General features: G+C 39.9%; 17 protein-coding genes. 9 read left to right on the top strand and 8 right to left on the bottom strand.

The annotated features are described in order from the left end of the window. Window positions 1–40 precede the first annotated feature (40 nt). The 4 genes from SB49_RS01880 to glgB form a co-directional block, all read right to left on the bottom strand. The gene (locus SB49_RS01880; protein WP_062053324.1) at window positions 41–1,360 is read right to left on the bottom strand and encodes an MFS transporter; all 1,320 of its coding nucleotides are present in this window, start codon (window positions 1,358–1,360) and stop codon (window positions 41–43) included. 79 nt (window positions 1,361–1,439) lie between these two features. After that, on the bottom strand, window positions 1,440–2,249 hold the full coding sequence (locus tag SB49_RS01875) for a M48 family metallopeptidase (RefSeq protein WP_062053322.1): 810 nt from the start codon (window positions 2,247–2,249) through the stop codon (window positions 1,440–1,442). Between the two features lie 39 nt (window positions 2,250–2,288). Then, entirely contained in the window at window positions 2,289–4,688 is a 2,400-nt protein-coding gene (locus SB49_RS01870; RefSeq protein WP_062053321.1) for a glycoside hydrolase family 31 protein, read from the bottom strand. A gap of 103 nt (window positions 4,689–4,791) precedes the next feature. After that, window positions 4,792–6,687, bottom strand: a complete 1,896-nt coding sequence (gene glgB / locus SB49_RS01865; protein ID WP_062053319.1) for a 1,4-alpha-glucan branching protein GlgB — start codon at window positions 6,685–6,687, stop codon at window positions 4,792–4,794. Window positions 6,688–6,871: 184 nt separating this feature from the next. Here glgB and SB49_RS01860 point away from each other — a divergent pair, with 184 nt between their 5' ends. The 5 genes from SB49_RS01860 (at window position 6,872) to SB49_RS01840 (ending at window position 10,623) form a co-directional block, all read left to right on the top strand. Then, window positions 6,872–7,426: a hypothetical protein gene (locus SB49_RS01860; RefSeq protein WP_062053316.1), complete on the top strand. Its 555-nt coding sequence runs from the start codon at window positions 6,872–6,874 to the stop codon at window positions 7,424–7,426. Window positions 7,427–7,599: 173 nt separating this feature from the next. After that, complete coding sequence (gene msrB, locus SB49_RS01855) at window positions 7,600–8,091, top strand: peptide-methionine (R)-S-oxide reductase MsrB (RefSeq protein ID WP_062053314.1); 492 nt, start codon at window positions 7,600–7,602, stop codon at window positions 8,089–8,091. A gap of 103 nt (window positions 8,092–8,194) precedes the next feature. Then, on the top strand, window positions 8,195–8,599 hold the full coding sequence (gene msrB, locus SB49_RS01850) for a peptide-methionine (R)-S-oxide reductase MsrB (protein WP_062053311.1): 405 nt from the start codon (window positions 8,195–8,197) through the stop codon (window positions 8,597–8,599). 268 nt (window positions 8,600–8,867) lie between these two features. Next, window positions 8,868–10,259, top strand: a complete 1,392-nt coding sequence (gene lpdA, locus SB49_RS01845) for a dihydrolipoyl dehydrogenase (protein ID WP_062053310.1) — start codon at window positions 8,868–8,870, stop codon at window positions 10,257–10,259. Window positions 10,260–10,341: 82 nt separating this feature from the next. Further along, a complete protein-coding gene (locus SB49_RS01840) occupies window positions 10,342–10,623 on the top strand; it encodes a DUF3817 domain-containing protein (protein ID WP_062058750.1) in 282 nt (93 codons plus the stop codon). Here SB49_RS01840 and aroQ read toward each other — a convergent pair. Together aroQ and SB49_RS01830 are read right to left on the bottom strand one after the other, a co-directional pair. Next, a complete protein-coding gene (aroQ, locus tag SB49_RS01835) occupies window positions 10,615–11,034 on the bottom strand; it encodes a type II 3-dehydroquinate dehydratase (protein WP_062053308.1) in 420 nt (139 codons plus the stop codon). The two genes, SB49_RS01840 and aroQ, sit on opposite strands and share 9 nt — an antisense overlap. Before the next feature lie 176 nt (window positions 11,035–11,210). Further along, window positions 11,211–11,699, bottom strand: coding sequence for a hypothetical protein (locus SB49_RS01830; protein ID WP_062053306.1), 489 nt, complete (start codon window positions 11,697–11,699; stop codon window positions 11,211–11,213). Window positions 11,700–11,858: 159 nt separating this feature from the next. Here SB49_RS01830 and xerD point away from each other — a divergent pair, with 159 nt between their 5' ends. Beyond that, complete coding sequence (gene xerD / locus SB49_RS01825) at window positions 11,859–12,755, top strand: site-specific tyrosine recombinase XerD (protein ID WP_062053304.1); 897 nt, start codon at window positions 11,859–11,861, stop codon at window positions 12,753–12,755. Between the two features lie 37 nt (window positions 12,756–12,792). Here xerD and SB49_RS01820 read toward each other — a convergent pair whose 3' ends face one another. Continuing rightward, entirely contained in the window at window positions 12,793–14,088 is a 1,296-nt protein-coding gene (locus SB49_RS01820; protein ID WP_062053302.1) for an NAD(P)/FAD-dependent oxidoreductase, read from the bottom strand. 103 nt (window positions 14,089–14,191) lie between these two features. On the opposite strand from SB49_RS01820, the gene SB49_RS01815 reads away from it, so the two are divergent. The 3 genes from SB49_RS01815 (at window position 14,192) to SB49_RS01805 (ending at window position 16,871) form a co-directional block, all read left to right on the top strand. Further along, the gene (locus SB49_RS01815) at window positions 14,192–15,619 is read left to right on the top strand and encodes an amidohydrolase (protein ID WP_062053300.1); all 1,428 of its coding nucleotides are present in this window, start codon (window positions 14,192–14,194) and stop codon (window positions 15,617–15,619) included. 109 nt (window positions 15,620–15,728) lie between these two features. Further along, entirely contained in the window at window positions 15,729–16,223 is a 495-nt protein-coding gene (locus SB49_RS01810) for an RNA polymerase sigma factor (protein WP_062053298.1), read from the top strand. Then, window positions 16,224–16,871, top strand: a complete 648-nt coding sequence (locus SB49_RS01805) for a hypothetical protein (protein ID WP_235537811.1) — start codon at window positions 16,224–16,226, stop codon at window positions 16,869–16,871. Here SB49_RS01805 and SB49_RS01800 read toward each other — a convergent pair. Then, the gene (locus tag SB49_RS01800; protein ID WP_062053296.1) at window positions 16,868–17,671 is read right to left on the bottom strand and encodes a lysophospholipid acyltransferase family protein; all 804 of its coding nucleotides are present in this window, start codon (window positions 17,669–17,671) and stop codon (window positions 16,868–16,870) included. The genes SB49_RS01805 and SB49_RS01800 overlap by 4 nt on opposite strands. Window positions 17,672–17,703: the final 32 nt, after the last annotated feature.

The following is a 17,703-nucleotide window of genomic DNA, read 5'->3' as shown; positions in this document are numbered from 1 at the left end:
ATGATTAGCACATAAAAAGTCCTTTTTAAGGGCTTTTTTTTTATTTTTTTGGCACTCTGGTCAAAAGAAAAGCCCCAATAATGAAGAATAGGCCTAGAAAAATGGTGGCATTTCTCATGCTCCCTGTAAGCTGTGCGATAAAGCCATACATAAAGGTTCCTATGACAATACCTATCTTTTCTGAAACATCATAAAAGCTAAAAAACGAGGTGGTATCCTTCGTTTGAGGAATAAATTTGGAATACGTAGATCTGGATAGGGCCTGTATTCCGCCCATAACTATCCCAACGCACCCCGCAGCAATATAAAAATCCATTGGGGTGATCACAAAATAGGCATAGATACATATGGCTATCCACAAAATATTGACCACAATCAGGGTTTTAATGTTCCCAAAAGCCTTGGAAGCTTTTGCTGTTAGTGTTGCTCCTAAAATAGCAACGATCTGTATCACCAGAATGCTGATGATTAGCCCCATGGTACGTTCATTATCTGAACCCCAGCTTATTTCTTCTTCCCCAAAATAAGTAGCGATGAGCATTACCGTCTGTACGGCCATACTGTAAACAAAAAAAGCGCCTAGATACCTTTTTAACCGAACCTCCTTGCCCAGTTGTTTCCAGACACTTTTCAATTCCTTGAAACCATTTAGGAGTACTTGTTCTTTTGGACCCTCTCTTTTATTGCCCTTAGGTAAATGGTAAAAAGTATATTGACTAAAAACCATCCACCATATTCCAACAGATAAGAAAGAATACTTCATCGCTTTTATCTCTGCAATTTCCCCGCCATCCGAGGTAATACCAAAGAATTCGGGCTTCATGACCATGGCCAAATTAAACAGCAGTAATATAACACTCCCTATGTACCCCAAGGAAAATCCCTTGGCACTGATGCGATCCTGTTGTTCTGGAAATGCAATATCAGGCAGGTAGGAGTTGTTAAAGGCAAAGCTGACCCAAAAACCTACCAAACCAAAGAAATAACAAAGCAATCCCAGGTAAATATTTTCCAAAGAGAACCAATAAAGGCCCATACAAGAAATACCTCCCAAATAGCAGAAAAATTTAAGAAATAACTTTTTGTTGCCCAGATAATCTGCCACTCCTGACAAGAGCGGGGTGATGATGGCTATGAATAAAAACGCTGCCGAGGTCACATAACTGATCAACGGACCCCTTGCTATTTCCCCTCCAAATAAAACGACCTTTTCTATATTGGCGCTGCGGAACAAGGCCCCGTAAAAAATGGGAAATATAGCGGAGGCTATGACCAGGCTATAGACTGAATTTGCCCAATCATAAAAAGCCCAAGCATTCAATAATTTCTTACTCCCCTTAACCAAAGTGATACTTCCCATGCACAAAAAATAAAGCTGCCCTTTGTAGGACAGCTTATCTGTTATATTTTATATTATTTTAATAATCCCTTCATATTCTTTACTGAAAAGAGGTGACTCCAAATTTTCTAGCTTCCGCTTCAGCTTCCGGTGCCCAAACGGTCAAGTTGTTGATCCTTGTATCGTTGGAAGGGTGTGTACTTAAAAATTCCGGTGGCCCTTGTCCCCCACTATTGGCTTTCATTCTTTTCCAAAGTTCCGCTGCCTCCTTAGGATCATACCCAGCAATGGCCATAATCTGAAGACCAATCTTATCGGCTTCGGTTTCGTGGCTTCTACTAAAAGGAAGCATTCCACCCACTGTAGTACCTATCCCATAGGCCTGATTAAAAACAGCAAGCGTACTTTCGTCTTTTATGGCAACATTACCGGCTACTGCCCCTAATTGCTGTAGCGTTCCGGCACTCATTCGCTGAGCCCCATGATCTGCCAGGGCGTGGGCAACTTCATGACCCATAACTACGGCAATACCTGTCTCTCCTTGACAAATAGGCAATATCCCTGTGTAAAAAACAATCTTACCTCCGGGCATACACCAAGCATTTACTGTCTCATCTTTGACAAGATTGTACTCCCATTTATAATCTTTTAAATATCCGGGATACCCATTGGCAGTTAACCAACGCTCTGAAGCAGCAGCAATCCGTTGCCCCACCTTAGAGATCATTTTGGCATCTGCTGTTCCGGTCTCCACCTTATTAGCCTCCAAAAATTGGTCATACTGCGCGAAAGCAGTAGGAAAAACTTGACTATTTGGATAAAAATTCAACGTTCGTTGACCCGTAAAGGGATTCGTTTTACACGCCGAGGCAATTAACAAAAGGGCTGCTACCCATAGTATCTTCTTCATGATATTAGTTCTTTTTAGAAAAATGAAAGTACAAAAATATTAAATCCCCGTTAACTCTAATACATTAAATTCTTTGCTCAATTCAATCGAGTTGCTTCCATTTAATTTAACATCTTCAAATGATACAGTTTCGTTGTCCACTTGAATGCTTTTTATTTGAAATGGCAAACCGTGAAACTTCAATTTTATGGTTTCATAAGATGTTATAAATGTTCCATCCTTAAATTGTTGGATAATCAACTGATCATCTTTTCCCCTTAATTTAAAGTTCCTGACACTGTACCTTCCCTTTTTGTAATCAAAACCATCCTGCCCATCTTCATAAACTGTAGAATCTTCTATTCCTTTTTTAAAATAAACATCCAAGACCAGTTCTTTAATTGCCAGTTCACCAACGTATTGTTGCACAGGGTACTTTGGTATTAAAGCACCTTCTTTTATAAACAGTGGGACTTTATCTATATCGGCCACCACCCATTTTTCCTTACCACCCAATACCATTTCATCCGTCCAAAAATTATACCATTTTCCCTTAGGGATGTACATCCTTCTCCCTTGGGCATTTGGCTCTTGCACGGGACAGACCAAGATCTGCTCACCAAAAATAAACTCATCCGTTCTAAAATGAGTTTGGTGATCCTCTTGATCAAAATAAACCAATGACTGTATCATGGGAGTACCTTCTTTACAATACTTCCAGTACATGGTATATAAATAGGGTAATAGTTGATACCTCAATTCAATAAATTTCCTTACGATGTCTGTAACCTCATTATCGAAAGACCATGGCTCTTGGTCTCCATGATCCCCGCTGGAATGCACCCTGCAAAAGGGATGAAAAACCCCCATTTGAATCCATCGTGCAAAGAGCTCCCCATTGGGTTGTTCCGCAAAGCCACCGATATCGGACCCAACAAAGGACATCCCGCTCATGCACATTCGTTGTACCTGTACATTGGCAATCCATAAATGTTCCCAAGTTGCCACATTATCACCTGTCCAAGTAGATGTATAGCGTTGTGCCCCTGAAAAAGCAGATCTTGTGATTACAAATGGCCTTTTGGGATAGGTGAATTTTTTTACTCCTTCATAGGTTGCCCTGGCCATTTGGGTTCCATAGACATTATGAGCCTTCCTATGGCTACACGGGTTACCGTCATAGTCATGGCGCACATCCAATGGAAAGGTCTTGGTGGGCACTTCCATAACTGCTGGTTCGTTCATGTCGTTCCACACCCCTTTAATGCCTATGTCCGCAATTAATTCTTTATAGAGTCCTGCCCACCATTCGCGAACGTCCGGATTTGTGAAATCTGGAAAATTACATTCGCCTGGCCATACCTTACCACGCATATAGGGGCCATCCCCTCTTTTGCAGAAATAGTCATTTTCCATTCCCTCTTGGTACACCCAGTAATCCTTGTCCACTTTTATTCCTGGATCTATTATTGCCACGGTCTTAAAGCCAATATCATTTAATTCCTTTACCATTTTTTTAGGCTCGGGGAAATAATTTTTGTTCCAGGTAAAACATCGGAAACCCTCCATGTAATCGATATCCAAATAAATGGCATCACAAGGGATTTTAAGGTCCCTGAATTTAGTAGCGATCTCCATAACCCTACTTTCCGGAAAGTAGCTCCACTTGGATTGATGAAACCCCAGAACCCATAATGGTGGCAATTCTGGTTTTCCAGTGAGATCTGTGTAAGCTTTGACTACATTAGTGATTTTTGGTCCATAGAAAAAGTAATAGTTCATTTCCCCTCCGTCAGCCCAAAAACTTGTTATATTCCTTCTTTCGTGTGCAAAATCGAAGGTGGTACCAAAAGAATTATCAAAAAAGACACCATAGGCCTTATTATTGTGCAATCCCACATAAAAAGGAATGGCCTTATATAACGGATCTTGATCTTTGGCAAAGGCATACTGGTCCATCGCCCAATTTGTAACTCTTTTTCCCTTTAGATTGGAATGTGTTGCCTTGTCGCCCAGACCATAAAAACTCTCCGAAGACTGGGTTATTTTACTCATTTTAACGGTATTACCACCGTACTCGTAATTCTCCTCCCAGTGAAATCCAAGTTCATCTTCATTAATGATATTGCCTTCCAGATCGGAAATCTGTGTTCTTAACGTCTGCTTATCTACCAATATTTTTAATTTGGCCGTGCTTATCAAATATTCCGTCGGTGTTTCCTCCATTTCCAACTCGTTGTACCCCGTACTGGCATCTTCGCTGATGGCATAAGAAAAATCGGGTTCAAAAATATTTTCTGTGGCATATCTAAAGCGCAAAGCACTGTCCCTTAGGACGGTTATTTCCAAAATAACGCCATTATCGGTCGTGAAATACAACTTATCCGCTTCCCTTTTAAAATCTATTATATGGTTAGGGTATAAATTCCCTTTATACTCAAGTTCAGTATTAGTAATCATAACTATTTGGTTTAAACATCACAAAAAATACATTAACGACGAATACTAAAGTGATAGTATTTCCTAAATGAACTTTTAGTGGCACATAAATTATTTGATTTATTTATTTAAGTATTACTACACCCAAAGGTGGAATATCCAATTCCATGGATTTTTTATTCCCGTGCCAAGGGATACTTTCCACTTTGAGCTCCTTATTGTTAGTACTTCCGCTTCCGCCGTACTTCTCATCATCAGTATTAAAAATTTCTTTCAGTCTTCCTGCTTTTTGTATCCCTACTCGGTAATTAAGCCTTAAAATGGGGGTGAAATTACAGGCTATGATGAGATCATCTTTTTTATTGACCCCTTTTCGGATAAAGGTAAGCACTGAATTTTCATGATCGCCATAATCTATCCATTGAAAGCCTTCATCCGTAAATTGTTTTTCGTATAAAGCGGGATGATTGCGATATAAGGTATTCAAGTCTTTCACCAATTTCTGGATTCCTGAATGAACATCATATTGAAGTAAATGCCAATCCAAACTAGCTTGAAAATTCCATTCGGACGACTGACCAAATTCGGCCCCCATAAACAGGAGTTTAGCACCGGGATGGGTAAACATATACCCATATAACAGTCGTAAATTTGCAAAGCGTTGCCATTCATCACCTGGCATACGGTACAACAAGGATTGTTTACCATACACTACCTCATCGTGAGAAAAGGGAAGCATGAAATTTTCGGTAAACGTATAGGTCATGCTAAAGGTGATGTCATTTTGATGATGCCTTCTATGGATAGGGTCATTTTTAAAATATTCCAAGGTGTCGTTCATCCAACCCATCATCCATTTCATACCAAAACCCAGCCCTCCAATGCTTACCGGGCGTGATACCATTGAAAATGAGGTAGATTCCTCTGCTATCATCTGTACCCCATTAAAATTCAGGTAAACAGCCTCATTGAGCTCCCTTACAAATGAAATGGCTTCCAGATTTTCATTGTTTCCATATATATTTGGTTCCCACTCCCCTTCTTCCCTGGAATAATCTAGGTAAAGCATGGAAGCTACGGCATCTACACGCAAGGCATCTGCATGAAACTGGTCTAACCAGAACAGGGCATTGCTAATTAAAAAAGCACGGACTTCATTCCTTCCATAGTTAAAGATGAGACTTTTCCAATCTGGATGATATCCCCTTCTTTTATCGGGGTGTTCAAAAAGATGCGAACCATCGAACATCCCTAATCCGTGTGCATCCTCAGGAAAATGGGACGGTACCCAATCCAGGATTACCCCAATACCATTTTGGTGCAGCTTATCCACCAAAAGTTTAAAGTCTTCTGGGCTTCCAAATCTTGAAGTAGGTGCAAAATAACCCGTTAACTGATATCCCCACGATGGATCATAGGGATATTCCATAATGGGCATAAATTCCACATGGGTAAAATTCATCTCCTTCACGTAGTTGACCAAATCATCGGCCAACTCCTTATAGGTCATAAACGAATTATCACTTTTGCGTTTCCAGGATCCCAAATGCACTTCATAAACAGAATGCGGACAATCCAAACCATTTTTGGCTTCCCTATTTTCCATCCAATCCTCATCTTTCCATGTATAGTTCCCTTCCCAAACAACCGAAGCGGTCCTAGGGGGATGTTCACAGGATCTGGCAAAAGGATCTGCCTTTTCAGTAACTATTCCATCATTGTTGGAATGAATCTTATACTTATATAGTGTGCCCTTACCAGTCCCTGGAATAAAACCTTCCCAAATACCACTGCCGTCCCAACGAACATTCAACTTATGGTCCTGTTGCCAATAATTAAAATCCCCGACAACATAAACAGCATTGGCAGAAGGAGCCCAAACAGCAAAATAAGTACCCTCTACCCCATCGACCTTCATGGGATGGGATCCTAATTTCTCATAAAGTCGGTAATGTTTTCCTGATCTGAATAAATGTATGTCGAAATTAGAAAATAGACTATGAGATAGTACGCCTGGCATGGTTTGGTTATTTATTGCAATATAAAACAAGTTTGCTCATTTCCCTTGAGGGACTATAATTTACAACAACTTTTATATTTTTATTACGTTTATCAAAAAGTGGAACGCTTTTTGAAACCTTGGATAAATGAATACAAAAGTAGGATACGTACTTGATAAATATAAATACTTAAAACCGTAAATTATGAAAAAATTCAGTTTAGCATTAGGAACATTTTTGGCCCTTTTTATTATGGCATGTGAAGGTCCGGCAGGACCCCCAGGATTTGATGGCTTAGACGGCCTGGATGGCCTTGACGGTGTAAACGTAGTTGGACAGGTCCTGGAAATTCAGGGCGATTTTACTGCAAATAACGAGTACTCTATATTTTATGAATTTCCCCAAACCGTGGAAGTTTTTGAATCAGATATTGTATTGGTCTTCATATTATGGGACCAAACAGAGGATAGTAATGGTGAAGCTGTAGATATTTGGAGACTACTGCCTCAAACCAGGATATTGAACCAAGGGATTCTACAATACAATTATGACCATACCTTTTTAGATGTAAGTATTTTCTTGGAGTCCGATTTTGACTTGGGCACCTTGGCCCCTGGTGATACGGACAATCAGGTCTTTAGAATTGCAATTATGCCTGCTGATTTTGCCAGTGGCAAATTGGACAGATCCAATATAGCATCCGTGATGCAAACCTTAGGAGTAACAGAAAAAGATATCCAAAGAATCATAGTGGACTAAACGCCGTGATAATATTTCAATACAAACCCCAATTCCCGTGAGGAATTGGGGTTTTTTGCTTCCAAAAAAAACCAACTTAATAAAACCTTAACGCATTTATTGCCGTAGGTACTTTAAATTTGAAAGGACGGAAGAATTTTTCCGTCTAAAACAGAAATTAAAAAAATTGTATAATGATCAAGAATATCGTTCTTATTTTCTGTATTGTCCTAACAGGGTGTAAAGGAAATTCACAAGAAAAAAAGCAAGCTACGAATAGCGGTACTGAAAATTTCAGCATTGTAAAATCCCAGGAAGAATGGAAAAAGGAGCTTACGGATATGCAGTACTATGTGCTCAGGGAGGCCGGCACCGAAAGAGCTTTTACCAGTGATCTTCTAAAGGAAAAAAGAGAAGGAACTTATGTATGTGCCGCATGTGGCACCCCATTGTTTAAATCAGAGCATAAATTTGATTCCGGAACCGGCTGGCCTAGTTTTGACAGAGCCATAGAAGGTAATGTTGCCTATGACGTGGATTATAAAATTGGCTATAAACGCACCGAAGAGCACTGTGCTGTGTGCGGGGGTCATTTAGGTCATGTATTTGAAGACGGCCCAAGAGAAACAACTGGCGAAAGACACTGTATCAATGGTACTGCTATGAAATTTGTTCCAGCCAAGTAATTGATGGTTCATGGCATGGAAGAAAATTCTTGTCGAACAAGCTTCATTTATGGCCATTAAGAAACTTTTAAATGAATTTATTACGATCCTAAATTAGTAAGGCATGGATAAAAAATATAGCGTAGAGAAATCGGAAGCAGAGTGGAAATCCCAATTGACGGATGAGGAATATAGAATCTTGCGAAAAAAAGGAACGGAATACCCACACACCGGAAAGTTCAACATCCATTCCGAGGATGGGTCCTACCATTGCAGAGCATGCGATGCTAAACTCTTTGAAAGTCAGCATAAATTTGATAGTGGTTGTGGTTGGCCATCTTTTGACCAAGCTGTTGAGGGAGCTATTGAATACATCCGCGACAATACCCACGGAATGATCAGGACCGAGACGGTCTGTGCCAATTGTGGTGGTCATTTGGGACACGTTTTTAACGATGGCCCTCAGGAGACGACGGGTCAACGCTACTGTATCAATTCTGTAAGTATCGATTTTGATCCCGAAAAATAATTGTCCGAATATCAAAACCATTGGGAACATTAGGTTGCCATAATATATATCAAAAAACCGCTCTTTCTATTCAAGGAAAGAGCGGTTTTTTTATCTGGCCCCTATTCTCCCATTAGGACAAAAAGATTGGAATTACCGTGATAAATTAGCACATGGAGTAGAATAGGTTAAATGGTCCACTTATTTTTAAAACCCTGCTATGGGGTTTAGGTTTGGTTTTGTAACTTTGGCACTTCAAAAAAATAGACACTTTAATACATATATATAAATGAGCAATTTCGATGTTATTGTTTTAGGTAGTGGTCCAGGTGGTTATGTAACAGCCATTAGAGCTTCACAATTAGGGTTCAAAACCGCTGTAATTGAAAAAGAAAATCTAGGTGGTGTTTGTTTAAACTGGGGCTGTATCCCAACTAAAGCGTTGTTAAAATCTGCTCAGGTTTTTGAATATTTGAAGCATGCTGGAGATTATGGACTTACCGTTGACGGATTCGATAAAGATTTCGATGCAGTCGTTAAACGAAGTCGTAACGTTGCCGATGGGATGAGCAAAGGGGTTCAATTCCTTATGAAGAAAAACAAAATCGAGGTCATCGATGGATTTGGTAAATTGATGCCTGGAAAAAAGGTAAGGGTTACAGATGCCGATGGGAAGGAAACCGAATACAGCGCCAATAACATTATTATCGCCACTGGAGCGCGTAGTAGAGAGTTGCCTAGTTTGCCACAGGATGGTAAGAAAATCATAGGATACAGAAAAGCCATGACCTTGGAAAAGCAACCTAAGAAAATGGTTGTCGTAGGGAGTGGAGCTATAGGAATAGAATTTGCATACTTCTACAATTCAATGGGCACAGAAGTCACCGTTGTGGAATTTTTACCGAATGTTGTTCCTGTAGAAGATGAGGACATCTCTAAACAATTAGAGCGCACCTTCAAAAAATCTGGTATAAAAATCATGACCTCTTCTGAAGTGACCAAGGTAGATACTTCCGGAGAAGGTGTTAAAGTGACCGTAAAGACAAGTAAAGGAGAAGAAATAATAGAGGCGGATATCGTTCTTTCTGCTGTTGGTATCAAATCCAATATCGAAAACATTGGTTTGGAAGAGGTAGGAATTGCCGTTGACCGTGATAAGATTCTAGTAAACGATTACTATCAGACAAATATCCCTGGATATTACGCCATAGGGGATGTTACCCCTGGGCAGGCTTTGGCCCACGTTGCCTCAGCTGAAGGAATACTTTGTGTGGAAAAACTTGCAGGCATGCATGTAGAGCCATTGGATTATGGCAATATCCCCGGATGTACCTATTGTACCCCGGAAATTGCATCAGTTGGACTTACAGAAAAACAGGCCAAGGAAAAAGGGTACGAACTTAAGGTTGGTAAATTCCCATTCTCTGCGAGCGGTAAGGCTAAAGCATCCGGGACCCCAGACGGATTTGTAAAAGTAATTTTTGATGCCAAGTACGGCGAATGGTTAGGTTGCCATATGATTGGTGCCGGAGTTACCGATATGATTGCAGAGGCTGTAGTGGCCCGCAAATTGGAAACTACTGGTCATGAGATCTTAAAAGCAGTTCATCCACACCCAACGATGAGTGAAGCGGTTATGGAAGCTGTTGCTGATGCTTATGGCGAAGTAATTCACCTATAATAAATTTTATAAAAGGATTACAAAGGTCTTGGATTACAAGGCCATTTGTAATCCTTTTATCTTTTTAAAATACGAGAAGGGAATGCTGAAAATTTTTAGATTGATTGCCATTTTGGAAGGAGTATCTTTCCTTCTGTTATTTGGATTGGGAATGCCATTAAAGTATAAAGGCGGAATTCCAGAACCCAATATATATATTGGCTATGCCCATGGATTTCTATTTATTGGATACGTAGTCCTTGCCCTTTTATTGACCATAGAGAAGAAATGGGGCCTTAAAAAGTTCATCATCCTTTTCTCTGCCTCCTTACTCCCATTTGGGACATTTTATATAGACAAGAAATATTTAAAACCTTCAGCTTAGGTAACTCTGAATGGCCAGATCATAACTTTGTAGACCAAAGCCAAGGATAACCCCTTTGGCCACTGGTGAGATATAGGATATGTGCCTAAATTCTTCCCGTGCAAACGTATTACTGATATGCACCTCAACCACTGGAGTTTTGATGCCCTTAATTGCATCCCCTATCCCGATGGAAGTATGGGTATAGGCACCAGCATTTAAAATAATACCATCATAGCCATCAAATCCACAATCGTGTAATTTATTGATGATCTCGCCTTCTATGTTGGTTTGAAAATACTCTAATTGCACTTCTTTATATTTGAACTGCAATTCCGTAAAAAAATCTTCAAAAGTAGCACTGCCGTAGATTTCTGGCTCCCTTTTTCCCAAAAGGTTGAGATTTGGTCCGTTGATGATAATAATTTTCATGCGTTAAAACTTTAAATTATTCTAATAGTGTGAACGTATTTTACTTAAACGCTCAAATTAAAATGTTGGAATATAATTAATACTACAGAAAGGTTTTGTAAACATATCAAATAGTTGGGCATAAAAAAAGCGGAAACATGGCTATTTCCGCTTTAAATAATTTACTTTATTAATCTTTATAAAGAAAAAAGAACGCCTAAATTGATTGTTGAAAATGTGAAGTCAGCATCTTTAACACTTATACCAGAATAAGATAATGTTAGTTGTGCCATTTCCGAAATATCATAACCTACTATAGGTCTATAGTAGAACCCTCCATCGTTGCCGTCGTTAATTCCTAAGGCATAACCCAAATCAGCACCAATAGAGAAATCTTCTGTAGCTTTAAAACGAGCTGCAGCTGCGATTGGAATAAACTGCGCTGGGTCTCCAAAATCCTTAAACTCACTTTTCAAAAAAGCGTTTGAAAATCCCGTAGTAATTCCTGCGTCAAAACTCTCCGAAACCTCAAACATGTATACCAGATCAAGGCTTAAACCAAAGGAATAGACATCTGCTGCATCACCTACCGGTAATTGTGCGTTTACCCCTATCTTAAAACCATCTTGAGCCTGTACACCAAAACCGATCAGTGCAAATACAGCAACTAACAATAATTTTTTCATAATTTATGTTTTTAGATTATAATCTAAATATACTAATATTTTCTAAACCGCTTTTATTTAGATTTAAAATTAAAACCCTGATTGGTTCCTTGGAATTTAGGTAACTACAACTTTATCCTGGCTATTAAGGAAATCAAAGCATAGTTGTATCTTTAACCTATGAATTGGCGACAAGGGCTCAAAGATTATCAAGATTACCTCAAAATAGAGCGGGGACTTTCCAAGAACTCCATCCATAATTACTCCTTGGATGTTGAAAAACTAATCCTTTTCCTCAATACCAATAGCATCCAAGAAAATCCTATTGCGATTGGTAGGGAAACTGTACAACAGTTTATTTATGAAATAGCCAAAGTCGTCAACCCCCGATCCCAGGCTAGAATCATATCTGGTTTAAAGAGTTTTTTTAATTTTTTGATTTTTGAGGATTACCGAAGTGATAATCCAATGGATTTAATAGAGTCACCCAAAGTGGGTCGCAAGCTCCCTGATACCCTATCAGAAGATGAGATCAATAATCTTATTGCGGCCATAGATCTTTCCAAAGAGGAGGGTGAACGCAATAGGGCCATGTTGGAAACCCTTTACGGCTGTGGGTTACGGGTATCCGAATTGGTAAACCTACAGATTTCCGATCTTTATTTTGAGGAGGACTTTATAAAGGTTACTGGTAAGGGAGACAAGCAACGTTTTGTTCCCATAAGTAAGATCAATAAAAAATACATCAATATCTACAAGAATGAAAAAAGGGTCCATCTAAAAATTCAAAAAGGCCATGAAGATATCCTTTTTCTCAACCGAAGGGGCAAGCAACTGACAAGGGCCATGGTATTTACCATCATTAAACAATTGGCAGCAAAAATAGAACTGAACAAAATTATTAGCCCCCACACCTTTCGGCATTCCTTTGCATCCCATTTATTGGGTAACGGTGCCGACCTAAGGGCCATCCAGCAGATGTTGGGACATGAGAGCATTACCACAACAGAAATCTATTTGCATTTGGACAGGACCGAGCTTTCCAAGGTCCTCAACGAATTCCATCCTAGGAAATAGCCAGTAAACTACTCTTCCCGCTATTTAAGAATTATTCCTACTCATCCTTAAACTTCGTGTAATCCTTGTTGTAGGGTCTTATGATAAGTCGGGCTTCCCGATCAAAACGAATATAATTGTACACCCAATTCACGAAAACCACTACTCTATTTCTAAATCCTATCAAAAAGAAAAGATGTACAAACATCCAAACGTACCAAGCGAATATACCTTGGAACTTGTGATTTTTGAGATCAACTACGGCCTTGTTCCTCCCTACAGTAGCCATACTGCCCTTATCTTTATAAATGAAGGGTGTCAGAGGTTGGTTCTCCAAAAGCTTAATTAGATTATTTCCAAGATTTGCCCCTTGCTGCATAGCAGGTTGGGCCATCATAGGATGACCGATTGGAAATTCCGGGGTTACCATACAGGCAATATCACCTATGGCAAAAACATCTTCAACACCTTCAACCTGATTGAACTGATTTACTTTTAACCGGTTTCCGGGAACGGTCAATTCCCTGGCATCCATTCCCTTGATCAAAGCTCCTTTTACACCCGCCGCCCAAACAAGGGTGGCCGTTTCAAATACAACATCCGTCATGGTGGTCGCCAGTTTTCCATCATAATTGGTAATTCGGGTCTCCTTCCATACCTGTACTCCCAAACCTTCCAAAAATTCCTCCGCCTTTTCCGAGGCCTTCTCACTCATTTCCTTTAAAATCCGTGGACCTGACTGCACCAAATGAATCTGTGCCCTGCGGGTATCCAAATCTGGATAATCCTTGGGAAGAATTCCTTTTTTTATTTCAGCAAGGGCACCAGCGAGTTCCACCCCTGTTGGTCCCCCACCTACGATCACAAAATTCATGAGGGCATCCCGTTCATGAATATCATCGGTCAATAATGCTTGTTCAAAATTCTCCAGAATCAGACTCCTAAGGTTCAGGGATTGGATGATGGACTTCATGGCCATACTGTGTTTTTCCAATTCCACATTCCCATAAAAATTAGTTTCCGAACCGGTGGCCATTACCAAATAGTCGTATTTAAGACTTCCTATGTTGGTGACAATATTTTTTTCTGCAGTATCAATTTCCTTTACTTCGGCAAGCCTAAAAATAAAATTGGGATACTTTTGCAATATCTTACGAATTGGATATGCAATGGAGTCAGGCTCCAATCCCCCTGTGGATACCTGATAGAGCAAGGGTTGAAAAGTGTGGTAGTTATGTTTGTCCAACAAGACTACTTGAACCTCTTTATTGCTCAATTTTCTAGCCAAGGATACTCCAGCAAAACCTCCGCCAATGATTACTATGCGTGGATAACTGGTCCTTGAAATGTTCATATCACAATTCATAGGCCTAAAATAAACATTCAAACGTTTCCCGCCCTATTCCATCTGTAGTTTTTATTATATTTATGCCAACCGTGAACAAACCTTTCCTATTATGAGAAAATTAATTTACAGCTTGGTATTGACAAGCCTTATTTCTTTCATGGGCCACGCCCAGAAAACCACCCAGGACATTTTAAAGAACTTGGACAAGAAAAGCGAAACCTATGGCACCATTGCCCAAAATATCTGGGAATTTGCAGAAATGGGCTATTTAGAGGAACAAAGTTCTGCTTTATTGCAAAAGACATTGAGCGATGAGGGCTTCTCCATTAAAACGGGGGTCGCAGGAATACCTACCGCTTTCATCGCAGAGTATGGCAATGGTGGGCCGATCATAGCCATCCTTGGTGAATTTGATGCCTTGCCCGGTCTATCCCAACAGGCGGTACCAGAAAAACTATCAGCGGACAAAGCAGCCGGACATGCATGTGGACATCATTTGTTCGGTACGGCCTCCACAGCGGCCGCTATTGCAGTGAAAGAGTGGATGCTAGCCAACAATGTAAAAGGGACCATTAGATTTTACGGTTGCCCTGCAGAAGAAGGCGGCTCCGGAAAAGTGTATATGGTAAGGGAAGGCTTATTTAACGATGTGGATGTAGCCTTGCATTGGCACCCTGGTTCAGAAAATGAAGCAAATGCCGGAGCCGCCCTGGCCAACAAATCGGCAAAATTCAGATTCCATGGAATTTCTGCCCATGCTGCCGGAGCTCCTGAAAAAGGTCGTTCCGCCTTAGATGGGGTGGAGGCAATGGATATGATGGTGAATATGATGAGGGAGCATATCCCATCTGAAGCACGTATCCATTATGTGATTACCCAAGGAGGAAAAGCTCCCAATGTGGTACCCGATTTTGCGGAAGTGTACTATTATGCCAGACATGGTCAAAGGGATGTTGTTATTGATATATTTGATAGAATCGTAAAAGCTGCGGAAGGTGCAGCCTTAGGTACGGGAACCACTATGGATTATGAGATGATTGGAGGAACACATGAGCTATTGCCCAACCTGACCCTCCAGAAATTGATGTACGATAACCTGGTGAAGGTTGGCGGTGTAAATTATTCTGCGGAGGAAAAAGAGTTTGCGGATAAAATTGCCGTAAGCCTCGGATATGACAAAGCGAACCTGGACCTAGCCAAAAATATTGAACCTTACAAAACCGAAGCCAAAGCCTATGGTTCCACAGATGTTGGCGATGTAAGCTTTACCGTGCCAACGGTAGGACTGGGCACTGCAACCTGGGTTCCGGGAACCCCTGCCCACAGCTGGCAAGCAGTTGCGGCGGGCGGAACAACAATCGGCAAAAAAGGAATGATGGTAGCCGCAAAAACGTTGACGCTAACGGCCATTGATATTCTAAAAAGCAAGGACATTATAATGAAGGCCAAACAAGAACTTATGGAAAGACGGGGAAAGGACTTTACATATATTCCGTTACTAGGCGATAGGGCCCCTGCCTTGGACTACAGAAAGTAAAAGGCAACAACCGAACACAAACCGATGATATTTTTATTGTCGGTTTTTTTATTTTGTCCTGTAACAAAATATGATTTCTTCATACCAATAGACAACCGACCATAAGAAAGTGACCAAGGACCAGGAACATCAATTTGTAAGTGAACTAGAGAACAATCAGAACATTGTTCATAAGGTATGCTCATTGTATACCAATGACCGTGATTCCCACAAAGATCTTTTCCAGGAAATAACCATCCAATTATGGAAAGCTTACCCAAAATTTAGGGGTGAGTCCAAATTTAGTACCTGGATGTACCGGGTAGCTTTGAACACGGCCATTACGCTCTATCGCAAATCGAAAAAAAGCATAAAAACACAAGATTATGAATCGGTCATTTTTAAAATAAAAGCCGATGAATATGATGAAACACAGGAACAACAATTAAAATTGATGTACAATGCCGTTAAAGAGTTGGGAGATATAGATAAAGCATTGGTCTTTCTATACTTGGAAGATAAAAATTATACTGAAATAGCCGAAACCTTAGGTATTTCAGAAGTAAATGCGAGGGTGAAGATGAACAGGGTAAAAAATAAATTAAGAACCATACTTAATCCTTAAATGATGATGGATGAACTGGAGCTATTAAAAAAGGACTGGCAAAAAAAGGAAGGGAACCTTCCAAAAGTATCCTATGCGGATATCTATAAGATGATATGGAAAAAATCCTCTTCTGTTGTAAAATGGATTTTTTATATCAGTATTCTGGAATTTGTATTCTGGACTGCCATAAATATTGTATTTACCGATGGGGAATCATGGGAGATGATCAAATCATGGCATATCTATGAATTTACGATATTCCTGATGGTGATGAACTATATTGTCCTACTTTATTTCATTTATAAGTTCTATGTAAATTACAGGAAGATTTCTTTTACAGATTCATCAAAAGACCTCATGAAGGCCATCCTAACGGTCAAAAGAACGGTTACCCAATATGTCTGGTTCAATTTGATTATGTTTTCCATCTCCTTGATCTCCGGGATTTATGGAAGTCTCAGATATGGCCCAGATAGCGATAAGATCATTAATGCGGCATCTGAAGCTGGCAATGAAATTATTTTCTGGACGATTATCGTTGGAGTCTGTATTTTTGCTGTAGCTATTTTATTAGGAGTGATATGGCTTTTTTACAAGGTACTTTATGGTCTACTTTTAAATAGACTTCGAAAAAATTATAACGAGCTTAAAGAGTTGGAAGTCTAGGGCTTCCACTTCCGTTGTTTGTTCTCCTCTTCGTAGGCTAACAGATCTGCTTTGGATATCACCTTAAGGAAAGATGGATGCTGTTCAATGGCATATTCCAATTTTTCAATGATGGATTCAAAGGATTCATTTTCATAATCAATTTCCAACGGCTCTTTGATCACAATGGATTGAAGAATTCCCTTTTTCTTTACGCGCAATCCCTTTTTATCAAAAGAACGTCTAAAACCATCTATTACTACTGGAACAACTATGGGCCTGTATTTTTTAATAATATGCGCGGTACCCTTGCGCAACGGTTTCCATGGCGTTGTGGTCCCTTGTGGAAAGGTAATGACCCACCCATCGTTTAAGGCCACCCCAATATTGGAAATATCGCTCATTTTCACCTGCCTGTTCACATCTTTACCTTCTGCCCTCCATGTACGTTCTATACTAATGGAACCAGCGTAGGCAAAAATTTTAGTAAGCAGGCTTTTCTTCATTGTTTCTGCCGCCGCAATGTAGTACATGTTTAATTTTGGCTGCCATATATATCCAAGGTTCTTAATAGTGTTCTCCCTACCGCTCAAACTTGCATTGAAAACATGGAACATAGCCACCACATCCGCAAAATAAGTTTGATGATTGCTCACAAAAAGCACATTGCGCTCTGGAAGGCTTCTTATAATCTCAGAACCCTCAATTTCCAACTTGTTAAATTTCTTGTACCTCTGGTGCGTAATAACCGCCATGATGCGTATTAGCCATTTCTTTAAAAATAAAATATGTCCGAAAGGGTTTCTTTTAAAAAGGGTCATAGTCAGTGGTTAGAAATTCAAAATTACAAAAT

The sequence above is a fragment of the Sediminicola sp. YIK13 genome, assembly GCF_001430825.1.
GTDB lineage: Bacteria > Bacteroidota > Bacteroidia > Flavobacteriales > Flavobacteriaceae > Sediminicola.
Note: the sequence above shows the minus strand (reverse complement) of the source record. Positions and strands in the feature narration are given on the sequence as shown.